Here is a 20517-nt window from a genome sequence, read left to right on the forward strand (position 1 = left end):
ACGCAGTCGCATGACGGGTAACACCGCTCCATCGCAGGCAAATGCCCGCCGCACCGTGATTTCGGTGGATGCCATGGGTGGCGATGCCGGCCCTGCCGTCGTGGTTGCAGGCATCGCCAAATCCGCAAAGAAGAACCCGAATATCCGGTTTCTTCTGCATGGCCCCGTCGAACAGCTTGAACCTCTCGTGGCCCGCAGGAAAAACCTGAAGGACCGGGTTGAGATCCGTGACGCACGAGATGTCGTCACGATGGAGGACAAGCCCAGTCAGGTCATGCGCAATGGCAAGGGCACTTCCATGTGGTCTGCCCTTGAATCCGTGCGCAATGGCGATGCGGCGGGCGTCGTGTCCTGTGGCAACACCGGCGCGCTGATGGCGCTGTCGATGCTGCGCCTGCGCAAACTGCCCGGTGTCAACCGCCCGGCCATTGCGATTCTCTGGCCCTCCCGAAACCCGCAGGGGTTCAACGTGATGCTGGACGTCGGCGCGGATGTGCGGGCCGATGCCGAGGATCTGCTGCAATACGCGCTGATGGGCACCTCCTATACGCGCAACTCCATGGATCTGCCCTGTCCCCGTGTCGGCCTGCTGAATGTCGGCACCGAAGAACACAAGGGGCGCGCCGAGCTGAAAGAGGCCTACAGCCTGATTTCACGCAACGCTGAAAAAGCGAACTACGAATTTGTCGGCTTCGTGGAAGGCAGTGATATTCCCGGCGATATTGCCGATGTGATCGTGACCGATGGCTTTACCGGCAATGTCGCAATCAAGACGGGCGAAGGCACGGCGAGCCTGTTGCGCTCCGCCATGCGCGAAGCCTTTGAATATTCCGTGCTGTCCCGGCTGGCTGCCCTTCTCGCCTACACATCGCTGGCCCGCCTGTCCAAGCGGATCGACCCGCGGCGCGTCAACGGCGGAATTTTCCTCGGCCTCAACGGCACCGTTGTCAAATCCCATGGCGGCGCCGATGCGACCGGTGTATCCGCCGCTGTGAAGCTGGCATTTCTTCTTGCAGAACAAGGATTTGCGGAAAAGCTTGCAGCCCGGGTTGCATCCGCCGTAGAGCTTGCCCAAGATGACGCAACCTCCGCCGATGCGGAGCGCCCCGGCGACTCGACCTCCGGGATCAAGGAATAGAAAGCAGGCACTGGAATGACGCGACGCGCAGTGGTGATTGGCGCAGGGCACTACCTCCCCGAACGCATTGTTGAAAACGCGGAATTCGAGGCCACGCTGGATACCTCCGACGAATGGATTCGCTCCCGCTCCGGCATTGAACGGCGCCACTTTGCCGCCGAAGGCGAGACCACGTCCCAGATGGCCACCCGCGCGGCCCAGGCTGCGCTGAAATCCGCCGGCCGAACTGCCGACGACGTGGACGCCATTGTGCTCGCCACCTCGACCGCCGATCTGACCTTTCCCTCCGCAGCCACCATGGTGCAGTCACAGCTTGGCATGACCTCGGGCTTTGCCTTCGACGTTCAGGCTGTCTGTGCGGGCTTTGTCTATGCGCTGGCCAATGCCAATGCGCTGATTGCCTCCGGTCAGGCCGACCGGGTTCTGGTGATCGGCGCCGAGACCTTCTCGCGCATCATGGACTGGACCGACCGCTCGACCTGCGTTTTGTTCGGCGACGGGGCCGGAGCGGTACTGCTGGAAGCACAAGACGGCACGGGCAGCAGCGATGACCGCGGCATTCTTGCCACGGATCTGAACTCCGACGGGCGCTACAGGGACCTTCTGTATGTCGATGGCGGCGTTGCCACACAAAATACAGGCCATCTGCGCATGCAGGGCAATCAGGTCTTTCGCCACGCCGTGGAAAAGCTCGCGGCGACGGCGCATACCGCGCTCGACCGGGCGGGCGTTGCTGCGGATGACGTTGACTGGATCGTGCCGCACCAGGCCAATATCCGCATCATTCAGGGCACCGCAAAGAAAATGGGCTTGCCCATGGACAAGGTGGTCGTGACCGTTCAGGATCACGGAAACACCTCTGCAGCCTCAATCCCGCTGGCGCTCTCTGTCGGTGTCGAGCGGGGTCAGATCAAACCCGGCGATCTTCTGGTGACCGAAGCGATCGGCGGCGGGCTCGCTTGGGGTGCCGTGGTTTTGCGGTGGTAATGAGGCGGAAACAGCAGCTTCCAATTCATTGATATTGACAGGGAAATTCCTGACCCCCTATTGTTTCACAAAACAGCGGGGACTGGCGATGACCGAAAAAACGATTACACGAATGGATTTGAGCGAAGCCGTGTTTCGTGAGGTGGGCCTGTCCCGCAACGAAAGCGCACAACTCGTAGAGAGCATGCTGCAGCATATGTCCGATGCTCTGGTCCGGGGCGAGCAGGTCAAGATTTCGTCTTTTGGCACGTTCAGCGTGCGGGAAAAATCCGCCCGGGTTGGCCGCAACCCCAAGACAGGCGAGGAAGTTCCCATTCAACCACGCCGTGTTCTCACCTTCCGCCCGTCTCACCTGATGAAGGATCGCGTTGCCGACGGCAACCGCAGCTAAACCTTTTTCCGGTAGTTGAGTGCTGAACCAAACCAGCCCGCGGTCTGCGGGGCAACTGGCCGTAGTGTAGTTTCAGAAGGGTCGCCCTATGTCCAAGTCTCCTGACGCCTTTCGCACCATCAGCGAAGTCGCAGATTGGCTTGAAATCCAGGCGCATGTGCTGCGGTTCTGGGAAAGCAAGTTCACCCAGGTCAAACCGGTCAAACGGGCGGGGGGGCGTCGGTACTACCGCCCCAACGATATGCTCCTGCTCGGCGGGATTCAGCATCTCCTCCATGAAGAGGGCCTGTCGATCAAAGACACTCAGGCGCTGATCCGCGACAAGGGCGTGCAACACGTCCAATCGCTCTCCAAGCCGCTCGAAGCGGACGAAGCGGAGGACCTCGACGGCCCGCCCGCGCCGGTCAGCAAATGGGCAGATCAGCCAGACGGCGCCGAGCCCGCGCCCAAAGTCCAGCGCCGGTCACCCGCAGACCGGGATCCGCCGGAGGAACGCGCCAGCGCCTCGCGGCGACTGCCACCTCTGGCCCCGCCGCTCTCAGCCGCGCAACAGCAGATCCCACCGTCATTATCGGACTTTTCGGAGGTTCCCAAGGACAACGCCGCCCCTGCGAAGACGGCCGTCGACGATGCGGACCATGCGGCATCCGACGCGGCACCATTCCCGCTCGCGGGGGAGATCGAACAGGAACAGCCCGCCACGCCCGACTCCGCCTCGCTTGGCATGGAGCCCCCCGCAGAGGACGGTACCACGACGCCCCCCGTTCCTACAGAGCCAGCTTCTGCGGAGCCTGCGGCTGATGCCGACAGCGACCTCGCCCCACCCGCCCCCGGATCAGAGCAAATGGCGATGCCGATGGATCTGCCCGACGCCGCTGCCCCTGACCGCGAGATGCGACAGCCCTCGGCGCTGCAACCCGCAGGTGGCGGCATTGCCCCCGATGCCGCCGGTACTGCGGAGGCACAGCAGGATTTCTTTGCCGCCCCCTCCGTCGATGACATGCCCGCTGATGCCGATGACATGCCGCTCGCTCCCCTGTCGGACGACATCACAGGCCCCGCGCCGCAGGACGCCGTGGCCTCGATGGATCCGGACGCCGAAGCCACCGACGTGATCGCCGATCAGACATCCCACTTTCCCGATGAAACGCCGACCGCAGAGGCACCGGACCAGATCGCCCAGGATGACGCCGCCTTCGGTGGGGATGCCGCGGACCCGTCCGACGAGCCGGCCGCAGACTCGCCTGACGCATCGCCAGATGAGACCCCCACCCCATATCCGGCCACCGGGGACATGCCGGAAACGGCCCCAGGGCCCGAATCGGAGCAGGCCCCCGACGCAGGCAGCAACGACGGCGGGCAGGAGGAGCCGGAGGATGCCACCTTCGGGCACACCGCGCCGACTGACGATACCGAAGCCCCCGCTCTGCCCGAGGCCGAAGCCGAAGCCGAAGCCGCGCCGATGGTGGCTGCAGATGCCGCCGAACCGGCAATGAACCTTGCCGCCCCCGATTTCCCAGAAGAGCCATTGGCCGGATCGGACGCCGATGGTGCGCAGGAAGCCCCAGCGCCGGAGGGTCCTGCTATGTCTGCGGATGCCGCGCCCCTCACCGATCCGACGGAGCATGAAGCCGACGCTTTCGAAGAGGCCGCGCCTGCCGATGCAGAGCAGAGCGCCTCTGCGCAGACAGAAGATCCACGGCTCGGCACCCCAGAGGAGCAAGAGCCTCTGGCGGACGCCCCGGCAGCGGAAGACGCGGCAGCCGACGCTCCGATAGCTGAGCCCCCGATAGCCGACGAGCCAGTCGCAGAAGCCTTTGTCGCCGAAGACCATGGTGTCGAGGCTCCGTCGACCGCAGAATCTGATGCCGGGACCACACCCCAGGCCGGGCCGCTGCCTGACGCGACAGATGCGGAGCCAGTGTCCTCCGACCCCGCCCTCGCCGCGGCGCAAGAGGGACCTGCCCCCCGTGCCCGGGTGATCGAGATCGCCGATGAAGTCACGGTCGAGAGCGTGCCGGGGCTGTTGCGCCGCCTCTCTGCCCTTCCGGCCCTGTCCCCCGATATGCGCAGCCAGTTGAGCGAGATTGCAGAGGACTTGCGCAACACCCTGTCACGGGGCTGATCCTCTGCCACCACAGACCCTGTCGCTGCCACATTGAAAAAGCACCGGAAAAGCGAAATCGCCCCTTGCCCCCGCTGCAAAAAGAGGTAGAAAGCACCCTCAACGGGCTATGGCGCAGCCTGGTAGCGCGTCCGTCTGGGGGACGGAAGGTCGCAGGTTCGAGTCCTGCTAGCCCGACCAAAACAAAACGCCCGAGCGTTCGTCGCTCGGGCGTTTGTGTATCCGCTGCCTGCTTTGTCTTTGGTTTTCCATGGTATTTTTGCACAAGCGGCTCTGTGTGGGTGACAAGGCGATTGTGGCCTGTGGGAAATTGCGCCAGCATTCCCGGAACGCGATGAACGAGGGAAACCGCAGATGACCGGTGTTTTACCCAGCCAGACGATCCAGACAATGGTCGACCGTGGTGAGATTGCTCTGGCCGAACCGCTTCTGGAGGGACAGATCCAGCCCGCCAGTCTGGATTTGCGGTTGGGCACCATTGCCTACCGCGTACGGGCGTCGTTTCTTGCCGGACAGGGCCGCAGCGTGGCGGACCGGCTGCAGGAATTTGAGATGCACCGTATTGATCTGCGCGATGGTGCGGTGCTGGAAAAGGGCTGTGTCTATGTGGTCCCGCTGATGGAATCACTGGCGCTGCCCGCCAATGTGACCGCCGTCGCCAATGCCAAAAGCTCCACCGGACGGCTGGACCTGCTGACCCGGACCATCACTGACGGGGGCGAGGAATTCGACCGCATCCGCGCCGGCTATCACGGCCCCCTCTATGCCGAGATCTGTCCGCGCTCCTTCTCGGTTCTGGCGCGACCGGGCATGCGTCTGAACCAGATCCGCTTTCGCGACGGCCAATCCGTGTTGAGCGACCGCGAACTGGCCGCCCTTCACGCCGAAATGCCGCTTGTGGATGGCGAGGCGGTGATCGAAGACGGGCTCGGCTTTTCCGTTGACCTGCGCCTGCCGGATACGGACCTCGTGGGCTACCGGGCCAAACCGCATACGGGCGTGATTGATCTTGACCGTATCGGCGCCTATGAGGCCCGCGACTATTGGGAGGAAGTGCGCAGCGATCAGGGCCGTATCATCCTCGACCCCGGCGCCTTCTATATTCTCGTGAGCCGGGAGGCGGTGCATATCCCCCCCGAATACGCCGCTGAAATGGCGCCCTATCTGGCCATGGTGGGCGAGTTCCGGGTGCATTACGCGGGCTTTTTCGATCCCGGATTTGGTCATGTGGCGGCCGGTGGTGCAGGCTCTCGCGGGGTGCTCGAAGTGCGCTGTCACGAGGCCCCCTTCGTGCTGGAACACGGTCAGGTGGTCGGCCGTCTGGTCTATGAGCGCATGGCCGCGCTTCCGGATCAGCTCTATGGCGCGGGCATTGCCTCCAACTATCAGGGTCAGGGCCTGAAATTATCCAAACATTTCAAGACGCCGAAGTAGTCCCGGACGCGCGCACGTGCGCGCTGCGACCCTGCCCGTCACGCCTTCCCCCGTCACGCCATGGCAGTCAGCCTTCGCGCTCCTTCTCCCGCTCTGCCCGGCGTTCCCGGCGCGCCTGCCGCAGCGCCCTCACCCGCAGTCGCTCTTTTTCCTCGGCGGCAGTGCGACCGGCCACAGGCGCGCCGCTCCCAGCAGCAGAGCCCTTGCCCCGCCCCGACATCGCATTGATGCCCGCATTGATGCCGATATTCATCACCCGCCCGATCAGGCGGCGCAGCAGCATATTGGCAATTCGGTCAAATCCCATGGGCACCCTCGTTTCCGCTCAGATCAGTGGTTCACGTCGCCTACCTCCCTATATAGGGGCAAACGACCGGAAAATCCCGCATTTCGACGGTCGGCGGCCTAGTCCTCAAACAGTTCCGGCTGTTCGACGTCGTCGCGATGGTCCTCGCTGTCGCCCTGACCGATCGGAAAGGCACCGGGGGGCGGACGGTTTTCCAACAGCCCCGCCGCGCGCAGCTCTTTCAGGCCGGGCAGGTCGCGCGCACTTTCCAGACCGAATTGATCAAGGAAGGTCGGCGTGACCACAAATGTCACCGGCCGCCCCGGAGTCATCTTGCGCCGCCCCAGCCGGATCCACTCCATCTCCAGGAGCTGATCAATGGTCCCCCGCGACACGGAAACACCACGGATTTCTTCGATTTCCGCCCGCGTCACCGGCTGATGATAGGCAATGATCGCCAGTGTCTCGATGGCAGCGCGGGACAGTTTGCGGGTCTCTACCGTTTCCTTTTGCAACAGAAACCCGAGATCCGGCGCCGTCCGCATCGCCCAGGCATCGCCCACCCGAACCACTCGCACACCGCGCCCCTCATAGCGTTTGCGCAGATATTCCAACGCCTCGCCGGCGGAGCAGCCATGGGGCATGCGCGCTTCCAGATCCCGCACCGTCACCGGTTCGCTGCTGGCAAACAGGACCGCCTCGACCATACGCTCCTGCTCTGCCATCGGGGGGGCATCGAACAGGCTCTCATTGTGGGCATCCGGGCGCGGCGCGTCCGGCATATGGCTTGGGTGGTCTTCCATTACGTGTCCTCAGGCCGGTTGCGCAGCTGTATCGGGGCAAAGCTCTCGCTCTGGCGGATTTCCATCCTACCCTCTTTTACCAGCTGCAGCGAGGCCGCGAATGTGGCCGCCGTGGCAGAGCGCCGCCGCACCGGATCGCTGTGCCAGCCATCGGGCAGGTAGCTCAGCATATCGGTCCAGCTGCCGGTAAATCCCAAAAGCCCCCGCATGCGTTCGAGTGCTTCTTCCATGGTGTAGACGCTGTCGCGATCCATCACAAAGGGGCGGAATTCATCCTTGGTCCGAATGCGCGCATAGCCCTGCATCAGATCCAGAAGGTTGGCGGTATAGGTCACCGTCTTGATGCGCTGCACGTCCTCGGATTGGCCGCGAGCAAAGAAATCCCGCCCCAGCCGGTCCCGCCCCATCAGCCGCGCCGCCGCGTCGCGCATCGCCTGAAGACGCTCCAGCTGGAACGCCAGATGCGCCGCCAGCTCCGCGCCCGAGGGGCCGTCTTCGGTGGGGTCCGGCGGCAGCAGCAAGCGGGATTTCAGAAAGGCCAGCCAGGCCGCCATCACCAGATAATCCGCCGCCAGTTCGATCCGCAGCTCCTTGGCCTTCTCCACAAAGGTCAGATATTGCCGGGCGAGCTCGTAGACCGAGATCTGGCGCAGGTCCACCTTTTGCGTGCGTGACAGGGTCAGCAACAGGTCAAGCGGGCCCTCAAACCCATGCACGTCAACGATCAGCGCCTCCGCCTCGAGGCGCTCCTCGACCGAAAGCCGCGCATCTTCTGAAAATAGCGTCTCTTCGTCAGCCATATACCTGTCCGCCCATCAGGGCAGATAGTTCCGCTTCAGCCGCCTCTGTGTCAAGCGCCGTCGGTGTCCTGCGGCAGGCCAGGGCCGCCTCGGCGCGCCTTTGGGCGGTTGCGTTCATCGCGCCTGCGGCCTCGGCAACCGCCGCACGCTCCGCCAGCGGCGCATTGCAGAACAGCGCCACGTCGCAGCCCGCGTCCAGCGCCGCGCGCGCCAGGGTCTGCGGCGCCCCCTGCAGGGCCTTCATCGAGATGTCATCCGTCATCACCAAGCCGTCATAGCCGATGTCCTGACGGATCACCTCCATCATCACCGGCGACAGGGTCGCGGGGCGCGCGTCAAAGGCGTCGTAGACCAGATGCGCCGTCATCGCCATCGGCAGATCGCGCAGCGCCGTGAAGGCTGCAAAATCCTCCCGACGCAGCAGCTCTGCCGGCGCCGTCACATGGGGCAGATCATGATGGCTGTCCATGCTCGACCGCCCATGTCCGGGGATATGTTTCATCACCGGCACGACGCCGCCGTCCAGAAGGCCCTGCGCACAGGCGCGCGCACGATCAACAACGGACTGCAACTCGCTGCCATAACAGCGGTTTTTCAAAAATGGATGGGTCTCTGTCCCGGCAATATCGGCCAGCGGGGCGCAGTTGCTGTCGATCCCCAGCGCATGAAGCTCGGCCGCAATCAGACGCGCCCGCAGATACATCGCCCGCAGCGGGTCAGACGCCGCCTCCGCATGCTCCAGCGCCGGTCTCCAGTCTCGGGCCAAAGGCGCCCGCAGCCGCTGGACCCGCCCGCCTTCCTGATCGATGGTGATCAGACAGTCGTGACCCGCCGCCTCGCGCAGCTCGTCGCAGAGGGCGCGTAGCTGATCCGCACTGTCAACGTTGCGGGCAAACAGGATAAAGCCAAAAGGCGCTGCCTCGCGAAACAGCGCCTTTTCATCGGCCGTCAGACGCAGACCTTCGGCGTCGAGGATCGTGGCTCCGTACCGCATCCGCTCAGCGCATGGTGACCGGGATGCAATCGGCATTGCCCGCGACCAGAGCAGAACAGAACCGGCGCGCGTCCGAGAGATCCTCAAACCCATGGGCCCGCAGCCGATAGAAAATGCGCCCGCCGCTCTCTGCGCGCTGCACCACACGGGCCTTGTCGTCGAAATAATCGCCGAACTTCGCGCTGATCCGGGCCCACTCGCTGCGGGCGACCTCGGCGCTTTCATAGGCCCCGAGCTGGGCAAGACGGGTGCCGACGGCCAGGCTGTCTGCCGCCACATCAACGGCCACGCGGCGTTCTGTTTCAGGGGTTTCGGACGCCGCCGGAGCCGGGGCAAACCGGGCCGGGCGCACCTGAGGCCGCGGGGTGACCCGCACGCCGGGCGCATTGCGGATCGCCGCCGGGACTCGCACCGACGCAACTGACGCCAGCCCCCCTGCTCCGGCAACCGGATCAGGCTGCACGATGGCCGCCGAGGTCTCGCGCAGATCCTGCAACGGCACGGCGCCCTCCGTCAGCGAGGCGACCAATGCGTTGATGTCGTCACTGCGCCGCTCGATGGGCGACAGGGTCGCAGCCGCCATATCAACGGTCTGTTCCATGGCCTCATCCGTGGCAAGATCCAGCGCCGCCAGTCGGTTCTCGGCCTCGGCTTCAAGCGCGGCGGCAAATTCCTGATCCAGCGCGGCTTCGGCCTCTGCCGCTTCGGTCAGGGCCGGGATCGGCTGATCATCCTCGGTGAGCGCAATCGCCTGTGGTGCCAGTCGCAGGGTATCGGCCGGATCCTCGGCGATGCCATTGGCCGCAACCGCATTCACCGCCAGGCCCTGATGGTCCGCCGTTTCGCCGCCGGGATCTTCGGGCGCGATGCGCATGGGACCGGAGACCGCGCTCACCACCGGAACGCCGCTGACGTCCCGCATGATCAGCTTGTAGCCCCAGACGGAGATCGCCACCACAAGCGCCAGCGAAGCCGCCGCGCCCAGAACACCCGCCATCCGGCCCAGCTCTCCGCGCGGTGCTGAGGGTGGCGCAAACAATGCATCCTCATCCCCCGAGTAGCCGTCTCCGTAGTCATCGACATAATCATATCCGGCCTCGGGATAGGCCCCAGGCCCTGACCCGGCGACTGACCCGGCCGCAAACCCGGCCACTGACCCAGACGGGGCAGCCGCAGTCAGAGGCGTCCGCGTCACCGCCGCCGATGCGCTATATCCAAAACTCGGGAACCCCGCATCCGGCGCGTTTGGCGCCACGTGTGCCCCTGCATGCGATACGGGCGCTGCGGAATGGGCCTGCTCCTGCGCCGGCGCCCGGGAATATTGATGCGAGGAAAAAGGGTCAAACGCAGAGCCACCAGAGTCGCCATCACCCGTGGAAGAGCTGGCGCCCGCGCCAACCTGTGCAAAATATGCCATATCCGCCTCACTGCCCGTCACCGCCGGACTCCCACCGTTTTCACAGCGGGACAGCAGGCGTGTCGGGTCTCTTGATCTGCCTCAGACCGGCGGTTCGGGTGACTTTGGTGTCACATCTCCTGCGCCGGAGTTACGCCAAGAATACCAAGCCCGGCAGAAATGACAATGGAAACAGCCCGCGCCAGCGCCAAATTAGCATGTGTTGCCAATTGGCTGCTCTCATTAACAAATCGTAAACTATGATCAGATTTGCCGAGATGGTAGAGCGCGTGCAGATCGGATGCCAGATCGAACAGGTAAAAGGCGATGCGGTGCGGTTCGTTGCTGCGCGCCGCAATATCGACCTGCCGTGGCCATTCGGCAAGCTTGCGCGTCACCGTGAGCTGCGCCGGGTGGCTCAGCAGCGCAAGATCCGCCCCCTCCAGGGTGGCGTCATCCGTGGCCACGCCGGCCTCGACCGCCTTGCGCAGGGTCGAGTTGATCCGCGCATTGGCGTATTGCACATAAAACACCGGGTTGTCCTTGGACTGCTCCAGCGCCTTGTCGAGATCAAAGTCAAATCCCTGATCGTTCTTGCGTGTCAGCAGCATGAACCGGGTCACATCCGGCCCGACGGCCTCGACCACATCGCGCAGGGTGACAAAGGTCCCTGCCCGCTTGGACATCTTGAATTCCTGACCGTCCTTGAACAGCTTCACCAACTGGCAGAGCTTCACATCCAGCGGCACCTTGCCATCGGACAAAGCCGACACCGCCGCCTTCATCCGCTTGACATAGCCGCCGTGGTCGGCCCCGAAGATGTCGATCAGCATGTCGTAGCCACGGCTGACCTTGTCATAGTGATAGGCGATATCCGGGGCGAAATAGGTCCAGGCGCCATCGGATTTCTTGACCGGGCGGTCCACATCGTCGCCGTGATCCGTCGAGCGGAACAGGGTCTGTTCGCGCGGCTCCCAATCCTCGGGCTTCTTGCCCTTTGGCGGCTCCAGCACGCCTTCGTAGATCAACCCCTTGCTCTCGAGATTTGCCAGCGCCGCCTCGATCTTGCCGGTGCCGTAGAGCGATTTTTCCGAGTAGAAGACGTCCATCTTGACGCCCAGCATGGCCAGATCCTCGCGGATCAGATCCATCATCATGCCGGTGGAAAAATCACGCACCTGCTCCAGCCAGACCGCTTCCGGCTGGCCTACAAAGGCCGCGCCGAATTCCGCCTTCAGTGCGGCCCCCACGTCCCGGAGGTATTCCCCCGGATAGGTGCCGTCCGGGAATTCCACCGTCTGGCCATGGGCCTCAAGATAGCGCAGATAGGCCGACCGCGCGAGCACATCAACCTGCGCGCCGCCGTCATTGATGTAGTATTCCCGCGTGACCTCATAGCCCGCGAAATCCAGCAGGCTCGCCAGCGCGTCGCCAAAGACCGCCCCCCGCGTATGCCCCACATGCAGCGGCCCGGTCGGGTTGGCGGACACATATTCCACATTGACCTTTTTGCCCTGCCCCATGTCAGAGCGCCCATAGGCGAGCCCGTCGCCCAGTACCCGGCCCGGCACGCTCTGCCAGACCGACACATCCAGCCGCAGGTTCAAAAATCCGGGCCCGGCCACCTCGGCCGAGGTCACCCGCGCGTCCTGCGCCAGCTTTGCCGCCAGCGCCTCAGCGATATCGCGGGGCTTCATCGCCGCAGGTTTGGCCAGCACCATGGCCGCATTGGTTGCCATATCGCCATGCGCCGCATCGCGCGGCGGCTCGACCGCCACATTGGCGAAATCAAGCCCCTCGGGCAGGATCCTTTCGGCCGTCATGGCCGCGAGGCTGTCAATCACAAGCGTACGGATATCGGTAAAGAGGTTCATGTCTGGCATCCCATTGCGTCAGGTCAGCGGATACCGAGGGGCGCGCTCTGGGTCAACCGGAGAAGCGCCCGCGCCACCGCCGCCCCACTCCCCATCCGGCCTAGCCCGCCAGCCCCAGCTCCTCATGGAGATGCAGCGCAAACCGGTCCGTCATGCCCGCGATGTAATCCGACACGATCCGCGCCCGGTCCGTCTCCGTCCGGGCCGCGCGGATCTCATCGTGCCAACGCTCGGGCATGTCCATCGTATGGGCGAGGTAATAGGCAAACAGCGCCTGCACCACCCGGGACACCCGCTCCCGCACCACCATCACCGATGGTGCACGATACATCCGGGTGAAGAGAAACGCCCGGATCTCCTTCAGCTGGGACCAGATCTCCGGCGAGAACGTCACCACCGCGTAGCCCAGCGCCCGGATCTCCTCGACGGAGGCCGCACCGGAGCATGCGATCCTCGCCCGGGAAGTGTCGATCACATCGCCCACCATGACCCCGAAGACCCGCCGCAGCGCCTCATGCCGTCGTCGGCTCTGGTCGAGCCCCGGATAGGCCGCATCCACCTCGGCATAGGCCGGGCCGATGATCGGAAGCGCGCAGATGTCGTCGTCCGTGAACAGCCCCGCGCGCAGCCCATCGTGCAGATCGTGATTGTTGTAGGCCACGTCATCCGCCAGCGCCGCCACCTGCGCCTCGGCGCTGGCATGGGTGGAGAGTTCCAGATCGACCGTGGCATTACAGGAGGCCAGCGCCCAGGGCAGCTCCCCCACCACCGGGCCATTATGCTTTGCAATCGCCTCCAGCGTTTCCCAGGTCAGGTTCAGCCCGTCAAACTCCGCATAGTGGCGCTCCAGCACGGTGACGATCCGGATCGCCTGCGCGTTGTGATCAAAGCCGCCATAGGGGGCCATCATCTCGTGCAGCGCATCCTCGCCGGTGTGGCCAAAGGGCGTGTGGCCCAGATCATGCGCCAACGCGACCGCCTCGGTCAGCTCCTGATTGAGCCCGAGCGCCCCCGCAATGGTGCGCGCCACCTGCGCCACTTCGATGGTATGGGTCAGCCGGGTACGATAATTGTCGCCCTCATGTTCGACAAAGACCTGCGTTTTGTGTTTTAATCTGCGAAAGGCGCTGGCATGGATGATCCTGTCCCGGTCCCGCTGGAAGGGCGACCGGAAACTGCTCTCTTCTTCGCGGACACGGCGACCGCGCGACCGGTCGGGCATCGTGGCATAGGGCGCGTACATATGTTCTTTCCTCGGGAATTCTGATCGGAAATCTTGTCGCAACGCCCGCACCTTTCTATATTCCTGTAGACGCTGCAACACGCCATCGGAGAAAACCAGAATGCAACTGCCCCCAAAAGTGACGGATCGTGCCTTTGATCAGCTGGCCGTGATCGGGGCTGCCGATCAGGGTCAGGCCCTGCGCATCGCCGTCGAAGGCGGCGGCTGTTCCGGATTTCAGTACGAAATCGCGCTCGACACCCAAAAACCCGATGATCTCGTGCTGGAAGGCAAGGGTCAAAAAGTCGTGGTGGATGAGGTTTCGCTGCCGTTCCTCGAAAACGCCGTCATCGACTTCACCGAAGAGCTGATCGGGGCACGTTTCACAATCGAGAATCCCAATGCGACCTCAAGCTGTGGCTGCGGCACCTCGTTCTCCATGTAGGTGAGCTCTGTGGAGGCGGCTCTGTCGGTTGAGCGACCGCCAAGCACGGATCATAAAGTCGCACAGGCAACTGAAAACACGACGTTTACCGGCCCGCTCTCCAGGCGCCGCGCCGCGTTTGCATCTCATCCGAAGGCGTCCCGCCCCGCATGCGTGACCGCCCGCGTCGGCTGACCGGCGCAGGCGACAGAACCTGTGGTGCCGCGCTCTCCTCCCGTGAAGAAGCCGAGCGCCCCGCGCCCGCAGATTGCATCTGATCCCACACCAAAAAGACCCCGGAGGCGGCCACGACCGCCATCCCCAAAAAGGTCGAGACCAGTGGAATTTCACCAAAGGCGACAAGGCCGATCAGGGTCATCCAGACGAACTGCAGATTCAAAAGAGGCGCCACCGTATAGGCGGGCAGATGCCGCAGCGCCAGCACCAGCAACCAGCGGGCGCCGAACAACAGGACCGCATAGGCCACAACCCAGCCGCAATCCAACAGCGTCATCGGCCGCCACACGAAGGGCAACAGGCACAGCATAACCAGACCCAGGGTGAGATTCGGATAGAACACCTGCGCGAGCACATTGCTGTCGTAGCGACTGACGTAGCGCGCCATGACGATCGACAGCGTGCCGAAACTCATGCCCCCCATCGCCAGGACGGAGCCACGCACCCCGCCCACATGCACCCCCGGCTGCATCACCAACAGCCCGACCACGCCGACACAGAGCGCAAGCCAGACCGCAGGGCGAATACGTTCCTTGAGGATCAGCCCCGACAACAGCGCCGCCATCAACGGCATCAGGGCGACAAAGACAAACACCTCTGCCAGCGCCAGATAGCGAAACGCATAGTAAAAACACGTACAGGCCAGCACCGTCGCCCCTGCCCGCACCGCCATGCCCCCCGGGCAGCGCGTGCGCAATCGATCAGGGTGCCCCTGCACCCGGCTGGCCGCGAAACAGAACCCGGCCACCAACAGCCCCGACACCGCGAACAACTGCGCCGGGGCAAATCCGGCGGCCATGAATTTGGTGATACCGTCTGCTGCCGCAATCAGCCCGGTATAGGCGAACACCGCCAATATACCATGGGCCAACAGCCTCATGCAGAGCCAACCTGGCCGAAACGGGCGAAGGTCTCGAAGAATGGTTCGAACAGAGGCGTGCTGTGTTCGGCCCGGTGCACCACGTTGCGATCCTCGACGCTCAGCGTCTCCAGCAGCGGATCGCGGACCCGCAGCCACCCCCCCGGAGCCTCATCAAGCAGAGTATAGAGGGCCATGGACATTCCCCTTAACGCACCGGAGCCACGCGGCCCCTCGATCATTACCGACCCTGTGCAGTCTGCCTGAGAAAAAGCCTCGCGTCCAACCAGACGTTGAAACCAATTGCACATAAGGTAGGGATGGTAGTCGTCCTGCCCCACCCGGCCCTGCGCCGGGCGCAGCGTGAAACGCGCCGTTCTTTGCCCGAGCCAGTCCTGCCAGTCCTGCGGCGGGGTCTCGTTGCAGAAGACCAGCGCGATACAGATTTCCGCCAGCAGATCCGCATCCTGATCCAGATAGGCCACCAATCCCGCAAACAGCAGGCTTTGATGTTCCTCCCGGTCCAGCGCCAGCGGCGCCCGGCCGTATTCCGTCAGGTAGAACACAATATGGGTCAATTCATAGGCCGCCTTGCGATTGGGCACCGCAAAGCTGCGGCTCTGCCGCATGAAGGCGCGCAAACGGTCGTCCAGCCCATCGACACCGGTCAGCTCGACTCCGCGCCGCGCCAGCAGGCGCCGCGCCTCCGCCCGCTGCAGATCCGATAACTCGCCTGCTGCGATATCCTGTCGCGCGATCCAATCGGCCATCACCTCCGCCCGCGCCCCCGGCAGCCCCAGATCCTCAAGGTCGAGACAGATCGACAGGATGAACCGGTAGTATTGGCGAAAGAAATTCAGATGTCGCAAACTGCCTTCGTAAAATGGCAAAAGCGGCTCCAGCGCCAGCATGGGCGTTTTACAACCTGACGTTTCTAAAACGTTCAGCAGCTCCGCATTCTCCTTCAGCCAGAGCACATCCAGCCGATCCTTTCGAAACGAGGCGAAACTATCGATCAATTGCGGAACAAGCGCCTGAGAAGACCGCGCCCGCGCTGCGGAAAAGGAAACAACCTGACCCATTCGATCCTCAATTCGTCAATTTCTGAAATCATAGACGAGTGACCCGAAAATATTTCGGATCACTCCTGCCACAGCAATGCGCTGCTCAGTATTCCGCTCTCTGGCTTACTTTGCGGTCTCAAGGCAGGTGGACGACACCATCTGCGTTGCGTCGCCGGAGTGCATGTCGCTCTGCGATTCTGAAATACACGTGGAACTATATAGGGATACCTGTGACCCGGCATGCTCCCCCCCGAGGCAGGTCGAGCTGAACAAGCCGACATTCTCACCTGCGAAAGCACCTGTTTCGGCAGGAACCGCGACATATGTTTTTTTCAAAGCAACCATTGTTTTCTCTCCGTCAAAAAGTTCGATGATTCAAAAACTGCCAGCCATGTGAAATAATTCAAGAAAATAATCAGTCGAAAAATACATAAAAAAACTCTGCCACATTAATAGTGGTGATCAATAAATTGATTTCCGTCACCAATTCGACTTGCCCACAATAAATCCACAGAAAAATTCACAAGCCCATTTTTGCAAAGCGTTTTTAATTCCTCAGGGTTGATACCGGTAAAGTTGCGGAGCCTGACAACCAGAGCCCAAACGCGCGGCAAAACTGCCTGATTCTGCAGCAGAAAATACATGAGCGCCCCGGCCCAGAGAGCACCGGGCCAGGGCCTGCATTGCTTGCGAGACGGCGGGATTTCAGCGATAGAACTCCCGGGACAGCGCAGAACGGAGACCGACATGAAGATCGCCAGTTTCAACATCAACGGCATCAAGGCCCGCCTCAATGCGCTCGGGGACTGGCTGGACGAAGCCCAGCCCGACGTCGCCGTGCTGCAGGAGATCAAATCCGTCGATGAGGCCTTCCCGCGCGAGATGATCGAGGACCGCGGCTACAATCTGGAAACCCACGGTCAAAAAGGGTTCAACGGGGTGGCGATTCTGTCAAAGCTGCCGCTTGAGGATGTGCAACGCGGTCTGCCCGGCGACGACAGCGACACCCAGGCCCGATGGATCGAGGCGACGGTCGTGGGCAAGCAGGCGATCCGAATCTGCGGCCTCTATCTGCCCAACGGCAACCCGGTCGAGCTGAACGCGGATGGCAGCCCGGTTGCGGGCGGGAAATACGCCTATAAACTTGCCTGGATGGAGCGCCTCAGGGCCCGTGCAGAGGCGCTTTTGGCGGAGGAGATGCCCGCCTTGATGGCCGGGGACTACAATATCATCCCCCAGGCCGAAGATGCCAGCCGTCCCGAAGTCTGGCGCGACGACGCGCTGTTTCGGCCCGAAAGCCGCGATGCATTCCGCAGAATCGTCAACCTCGGCTTCACCGAAGCCTTTCGCAGCCGCACCCATGGCCCGGGCCACTACACGTTCTGGGACTATCAGGCAGGCGCGTGGAACCGCAACGACGGCATCCGCATCGACCACTTTCTGCTGAGCCCGCAGGCGGCGGATCTGTTGCTGGACTGCCAGATCGACAAGGACATCCGCGCCCGCGAGAAACCCTCCGACCATGTGCCGATCTGGGTCGAACTGGACCTCTGAAGACCCGGGTATCTGTGGGCCAGAGCTCTGTGCCCCGCTTGCGCCCTGATCCGGAAAACGTTCCGTGTGGCGACCGGGCAGCGGCGCGGGGTCGCGACGGGGGGGCCATCCGGGGACCGGCCCGGCCGCTGCCGCTACAGGCGGGGCGCCGTCCGGTCCTGCCGGGTCTCATCGTGGCGGTAGATCCAGTCGAACTGACTGACCATGCGCTGCGGCGCCAGCGCGCCTGCCAGACGTAAAATCCCATGCGCAGGCCAGCTCAGCGGCGCCCGCAGGTGGTATTTCCAGGCATTGCCACTGGCGGCCTCCACCACTTTAGCCGCCCTTGCCCGCCGCCGGAGCTGATAGGCCGACAAGGCGGCCGCGATATCGGGAGCCGCCGCCAGGCAATCCACCAGCGCATAGGCATCCTCCAGCGCCATATTCGCGCCCTGCGCCATGAAGGGGAGCGTCGGATGCGCCGCATCCCCCAGCAACGCAATGCCGTCCTGCCCCCAGTTCTGTGCGACCGGATGACGAAACAGGCCCCACAGCTTGACCTCGTCCACAGTGTCCAGCAGCTCCCGCGCGATGCCGCCAAACCCGGCGAAGGCCTGTCGGAGATTGTCGGGATTGTCGCCGTGGCTCCAGCTTTCCTCGGCCCAATTCCGTCGCGCCTGCGCAGCCACCAGATTGACCATTGACCCATCCCTGATCGGATAGGTCACCAGATGCCGCCCAGGCCCCATGAACACCTGCGCCTCGGGTGGCAGGCCCAGCCGATTGGGCACCGTCGCGCGCCAGGCCACCTGGCCGCTGAACCGGGGGGCGCGCACTGCATTCAGGGCCGGTCTCACCCGCGAATGGATGCCGTCAGCGCCGATGACCAGGTCCGCGTGGCACTTCGCCCCATTGGCCAGATGCACCGCCGGACGCGGGCCGGGCACCACTGTGCTGACCTTCTGCAACAGGCGCACCTGAACGCCCGAGCGGCGCACTGCATCGGCCAGCAGGTGGATCAGATCGGCCCGATGCACGAAATAATACCGCAGGTCCGGCGCATATTGGTCCAGATCAAGCCGCAGCACCTCGCGGCCATGGGCGTGATGGCGCAGGACCACGGCGCGGGCCCGTTGCGCACACCAGGCCAGATCATCCGCCAGCCCCATCGCCCGCAGCACTGCGACGCCGTTCGGGGTGACCTGCAGACCGGCACCGACCTCGGAGATCTCCTCGGCCTGTTCCAGCACCGTGACCTGCGCCCCCTTTTGACGCAGCAGATAGGCCACCGCGAGACCACCGATCCCCGCCCCGACCACCGATATTCTGACGTCCTTGAAGTTCATTCGCCCCTGACCTGCATTCCCCGTGCCATCGCTCATAACAAAAAAGCGCCGGATCAAAAGACCCGGCGCTTCATAAACTTGTGGATGTAGGACTTTTTTGGTGGTCCTAATCGTCGCGATGGACCTTCTCTCGACGTTCGTGCCGCTCCTGAGCCTCAAGGCTCATGGTTGCAATCGGACGCGCGTCCAGCCGTTTCAATGAAATTGGTTCCCCGGTGACTTCGCAGTAGCCATACTCGCCCTCGTCGATACGACGGATCGCAGAGTCGATCTTGGCCACAAGTTTGCGTTGACGATCCCGGGTGCGCAGCTCAAGCGCGCGGTCGGTCTCTTCGCTGGCACGATCAGCCACGTCGGGAATATTACGGGTGTTTTCCTGCAGGCCTTCAATGGTGTCACGGCTTTCATCCAAAAGCTCGGCTTTCCAGTTGTACAGCTTGCGGCGGAAATATTCCATCTGCCGTTCGTTCATGAACGGCTCGTCTTCAGCCGGGCGATAGTCCTCCGGCAGAAACGTTTCCTGCTTCATTTCGGCTCCTTCGGTCTGGCCCATCACCTTGGTCTCTGCAAATTTTCCAAGCATCAAAGCTCCCCCATGCCGCTGCGTTTATCGCCATGTGCGCCGAATGTCACTACACAATAATTCCACGCTGTGATTAAACCTGCACCTAGCATGTCAATTCGGCAATATTAGGGCGCAGCCTAAAGGAGACTCCATGCAATTTCAGGGCACTAAGGACTATGTCGCCACCGATGACCTGAAGATCGCGGTCAATGCAGCGGTCACATTGGAGCGCCCTTTGCTGGTCAAGGGAGAACCCGGAACCGGCAAGACGGAGCTGGCAAAACAGGTCTCCGATGCCCTCGGTTTGCGCATGATCGAATGGAACGTCAAATCCACCACCCGCGCCCAGCAGGGGCTATATGAGTATGACGCGGTGTCCCGTCTGCGCGACAGCCAGCTGGGCGACGAACGGGTGCATGATGTACGCAATTATATCCGCAAGGGCAAGCTCTGGGAGGCCTTCGAGGCGGATGAAAAGGTCGTCCTGCTGATCGACGAAATCGACAAGGCCGACATCGAATTCCCCAACGATCTGCTGCAGGAACTCGACAAGATGGAGTTCCACGTCTACGAGACCGGCGAAACTGTTCGTGCCCGCCATCGCCCGATCATGATCATCACCTCCAACAACGAAAAGGAACTGCCGGACGCCTTTCTGCGCCGCTGTTTCTTTCACTACATCCGCTTCCCGGATGCGGAGACGATGAAGAAGATCGTCGAGGTGCACCACCCTGAGATCAAATCCGACCTGCTCACCGCCGCGCTGACCCAGTTCTACGAGATCCGCGAGACCCAGGGGCTGAAGAAAAAACCCTCCACCTCCGAGGTGATCGACTGGCTGAAGCTGCTGCTGGCCGAGGATCTGACCCCCGCCGATCTGGCCCGCGACGGTGTCAATGCCCTGCCCAAGCTGCATGGCGCTCTGCTCAAGAATGAACAGGACGTGCATCTGTTCGAACGGCTGGCCTTCATGGCCAGACGCGGCCGCTAGGCGCCGCCACAGCCCCGTCCCCGTCGCAGGGGTCGCAACCCCAAAAGC

At 63.0% G+C, this 20517-nt stretch carries 20 protein-coding genes and 1 tRNA gene; 9 read left to right on the forward strand and 12 right to left on the reverse strand.

The window, feature by feature from the left end:
* Window positions 1-10: 10 nt before the first annotated feature.
* The 6 genes from plsX to FGE21_RS08710 all read left to right on the forward strand — a co-directional run bounded on the left by plsX (window position 11) and on the right by FGE21_RS08710 (window position 6075).
* The gene (gene plsX / locus FGE21_RS08685; protein WP_139662903.1) at window positions 11-1138 is read left to right on the forward strand and encodes a phosphate acyltransferase PlsX; all 1128 of its coding nucleotides are present in this window, start codon (window positions 11-13) and stop codon (window positions 1136-1138) included.
* A gap of 15 nt (window positions 1139-1153) precedes the next feature.
* Window positions 1154-2125 carry a beta-ketoacyl-ACP synthase III gene (locus tag FGE21_RS08690; RefSeq protein WP_139662904.1) on the forward strand — a complete coding sequence of 324 codons (972 nt, stop codon included), beginning with the start codon at window positions 1154-1156 and terminating at the stop codon, window positions 2123-2125.
* A gap of 88 nt (window positions 2126-2213) precedes the next feature.
* The gene (gene ihfA, locus FGE21_RS08695) at window positions 2214-2516 is read left to right on the forward strand and encodes an integration host factor subunit alpha (protein WP_068247357.1); all 303 of its coding nucleotides are present in this window, start codon (window positions 2214-2216) and stop codon (window positions 2514-2516) included.
* Window positions 2517-2604: 88 nt separating this feature from the next.
* Window positions 2605-4641, forward strand: a complete 2037-nt coding sequence (locus FGE21_RS08700) for a MerR family transcriptional regulator (protein ID WP_139662905.1) — start codon at window positions 2605-2607, stop codon at window positions 4639-4641.
* A 103-nt stretch (window positions 4642-4744) separates the two neighbouring features.
* A tRNA-Pro gene (locus FGE21_RS08705) sits at window positions 4745-4821 on the forward strand.
* A 174-nt stretch (window positions 4822-4995) separates the two neighbouring features.
* Window positions 4996-6075 (forward strand): 2'-deoxycytidine 5'-triphosphate deaminase, encoded by a 1080-nt coding sequence (locus FGE21_RS08710; protein WP_139662906.1) that lies wholly within the window; start codon window positions 4996-4998, stop codon window positions 6073-6075.
* Between the two features lie 67 nt (window positions 6076-6142).
* Here the strand turns inward: FGE21_RS08710 and FGE21_RS08715 are convergent, their stop codons facing one another.
* From FGE21_RS08715 to FGE21_RS08745, 7 genes are all read right to left on the reverse strand, one after another.
* Window positions 6143-6382: a hypothetical protein gene (locus tag FGE21_RS08715; protein WP_139662907.1), complete on the reverse strand. Its 240-nt coding sequence runs from the start codon at window positions 6380-6382 to the stop codon at window positions 6143-6145.
* A 98-nt stretch (window positions 6383-6480) separates the two neighbouring features.
* The gene (gene scpB, locus FGE21_RS08720; RefSeq protein WP_139662969.1) at window positions 6481-7143 is read right to left on the reverse strand and encodes an SMC-Scp complex subunit ScpB; all 663 of its coding nucleotides are present in this window, start codon (window positions 7141-7143) and stop codon (window positions 6481-6483) included.
* Window positions 7144-7163: 20 nt separating this feature from the next.
* Complete coding sequence (locus tag FGE21_RS08725) at window positions 7164-7964, reverse strand: ScpA family protein (protein WP_139662908.1); 801 nt, start codon at window positions 7962-7964, stop codon at window positions 7164-7166.
* Window positions 7957-8958 (reverse strand): beta-N-acetylhexosaminidase, encoded by a 1002-nt coding sequence (gene nagZ / locus FGE21_RS08730; RefSeq protein WP_139662909.1) that lies wholly within the window; start codon window positions 8956-8958, stop codon window positions 7957-7959. The genes FGE21_RS08725 and nagZ overlap by 8 nt, the downstream gene beginning before the upstream one ends.
* A 4-nt stretch (window positions 8959-8962) precedes the next feature.
* Entirely contained in the window at window positions 8963-10375 is a 1413-nt protein-coding gene (locus FGE21_RS08735) for an SPOR domain-containing protein (protein WP_139662910.1), read from the reverse strand.
* Window positions 10376-10485: 110 nt separating this feature from the next.
* The gene (argS, locus tag FGE21_RS08740; protein WP_139662911.1) at window positions 10486-12228 is read right to left on the reverse strand and encodes an arginine--tRNA ligase; all 1743 of its coding nucleotides are present in this window, start codon (window positions 12226-12228) and stop codon (window positions 10486-10488) included.
* Between the two features lie 100 nt (window positions 12229-12328).
* Window positions 12329-13471: a deoxyguanosinetriphosphate triphosphohydrolase gene (locus tag FGE21_RS08745; RefSeq protein ID WP_139662912.1), complete on the reverse strand. Its 1143-nt coding sequence runs from the start codon at window positions 13469-13471 to the stop codon at window positions 12329-12331.
* A gap of 100 nt (window positions 13472-13571) precedes the next feature.
* Here FGE21_RS08745 and FGE21_RS08750 point away from each other — a divergent pair, with 100 nt between their 5' ends.
* The gene (locus FGE21_RS08750; protein WP_139662913.1) at window positions 13572-13895 is read left to right on the forward strand and encodes an iron-sulfur cluster assembly accessory protein; all 324 of its coding nucleotides are present in this window, start codon (window positions 13572-13574) and stop codon (window positions 13893-13895) included.
* 85 nt (window positions 13896-13980) lie between these two features.
* On the opposite strand, the gene FGE21_RS08755 is transcribed toward FGE21_RS08750, so the two are convergent.
* From FGE21_RS08755 to FGE21_RS08770, 3 genes are all read right to left on the reverse strand, one after another.
* Window positions 13981-14991, reverse strand: coding sequence for a DMT family transporter (locus FGE21_RS08755; protein WP_139662914.1), 1011 nt, complete (start codon window positions 14989-14991; stop codon window positions 13981-13983).
* A complete protein-coding gene (locus FGE21_RS08760) occupies window positions 14988-16052 on the reverse strand; it encodes a hypothetical protein (protein ID WP_139662915.1) in 1065 nt (354 codons plus the stop codon). The genes FGE21_RS08755 and FGE21_RS08760 overlap by 4 nt, the downstream gene beginning before the upstream one ends.
* 431 nt (window positions 16053-16483) lie before the next feature.
* Window positions 16484-16804 carry a hypothetical protein gene (locus FGE21_RS08770; protein WP_139662917.1) on the reverse strand — a complete coding sequence of 107 codons (321 nt, stop codon included), beginning with the start codon at window positions 16802-16804 and terminating at the stop codon, window positions 16484-16486.
* On the opposite strand from FGE21_RS08770, the gene xth reads away from it, so the two are divergent.
* Complete coding sequence (xth, locus tag FGE21_RS08775) at window positions 16782-17588, forward strand: exodeoxyribonuclease III (RefSeq protein ID WP_139662918.1); 807 nt, start codon at window positions 16782-16784, stop codon at window positions 17586-17588. The genes FGE21_RS08770 and xth overlap by 23 nt on opposite strands.
* Window positions 17589-17722: 134 nt before the next feature.
* Here xth and FGE21_RS08780 read toward each other — a convergent pair whose 3' ends face one another.
* Together FGE21_RS08780 and dksA are read right to left on the reverse strand one after the other, a co-directional pair.
* Window positions 17723-18913, reverse strand: a complete 1191-nt coding sequence (locus FGE21_RS08780; protein WP_139662919.1) for an FAD-dependent monooxygenase — start codon at window positions 18911-18913, stop codon at window positions 17723-17725.
* 106 nt (window positions 18914-19019) lie between these two features.
* On the reverse strand, window positions 19020-19442 hold the full coding sequence (dksA, locus tag FGE21_RS08785; protein WP_139662970.1) for an RNA polymerase-binding protein DksA: 423 nt from the start codon (window positions 19440-19442) through the stop codon (window positions 19020-19022).
* A 187-nt stretch (window positions 19443-19629) separates the two neighbouring features.
* On the opposite strand from dksA, the gene FGE21_RS08790 reads away from it, so the two are divergent.
* On the forward strand, window positions 19630-20469 hold the full coding sequence (locus FGE21_RS08790) for a MoxR family ATPase (protein ID WP_139662920.1): 840 nt from the start codon (window positions 19630-19632) through the stop codon (window positions 20467-20469).
* The last annotated feature ends 48 nt before the right edge of the window (window positions 20470-20517 follow it).

The sequence above is a fragment of the Phaeobacter sp. B1627 genome (assembly GCF_006265095.1).
Classification (GTDB): domain Bacteria; phylum Pseudomonadota; class Alphaproteobacteria; order Rhodobacterales; family Rhodobacteraceae; genus Epibacterium.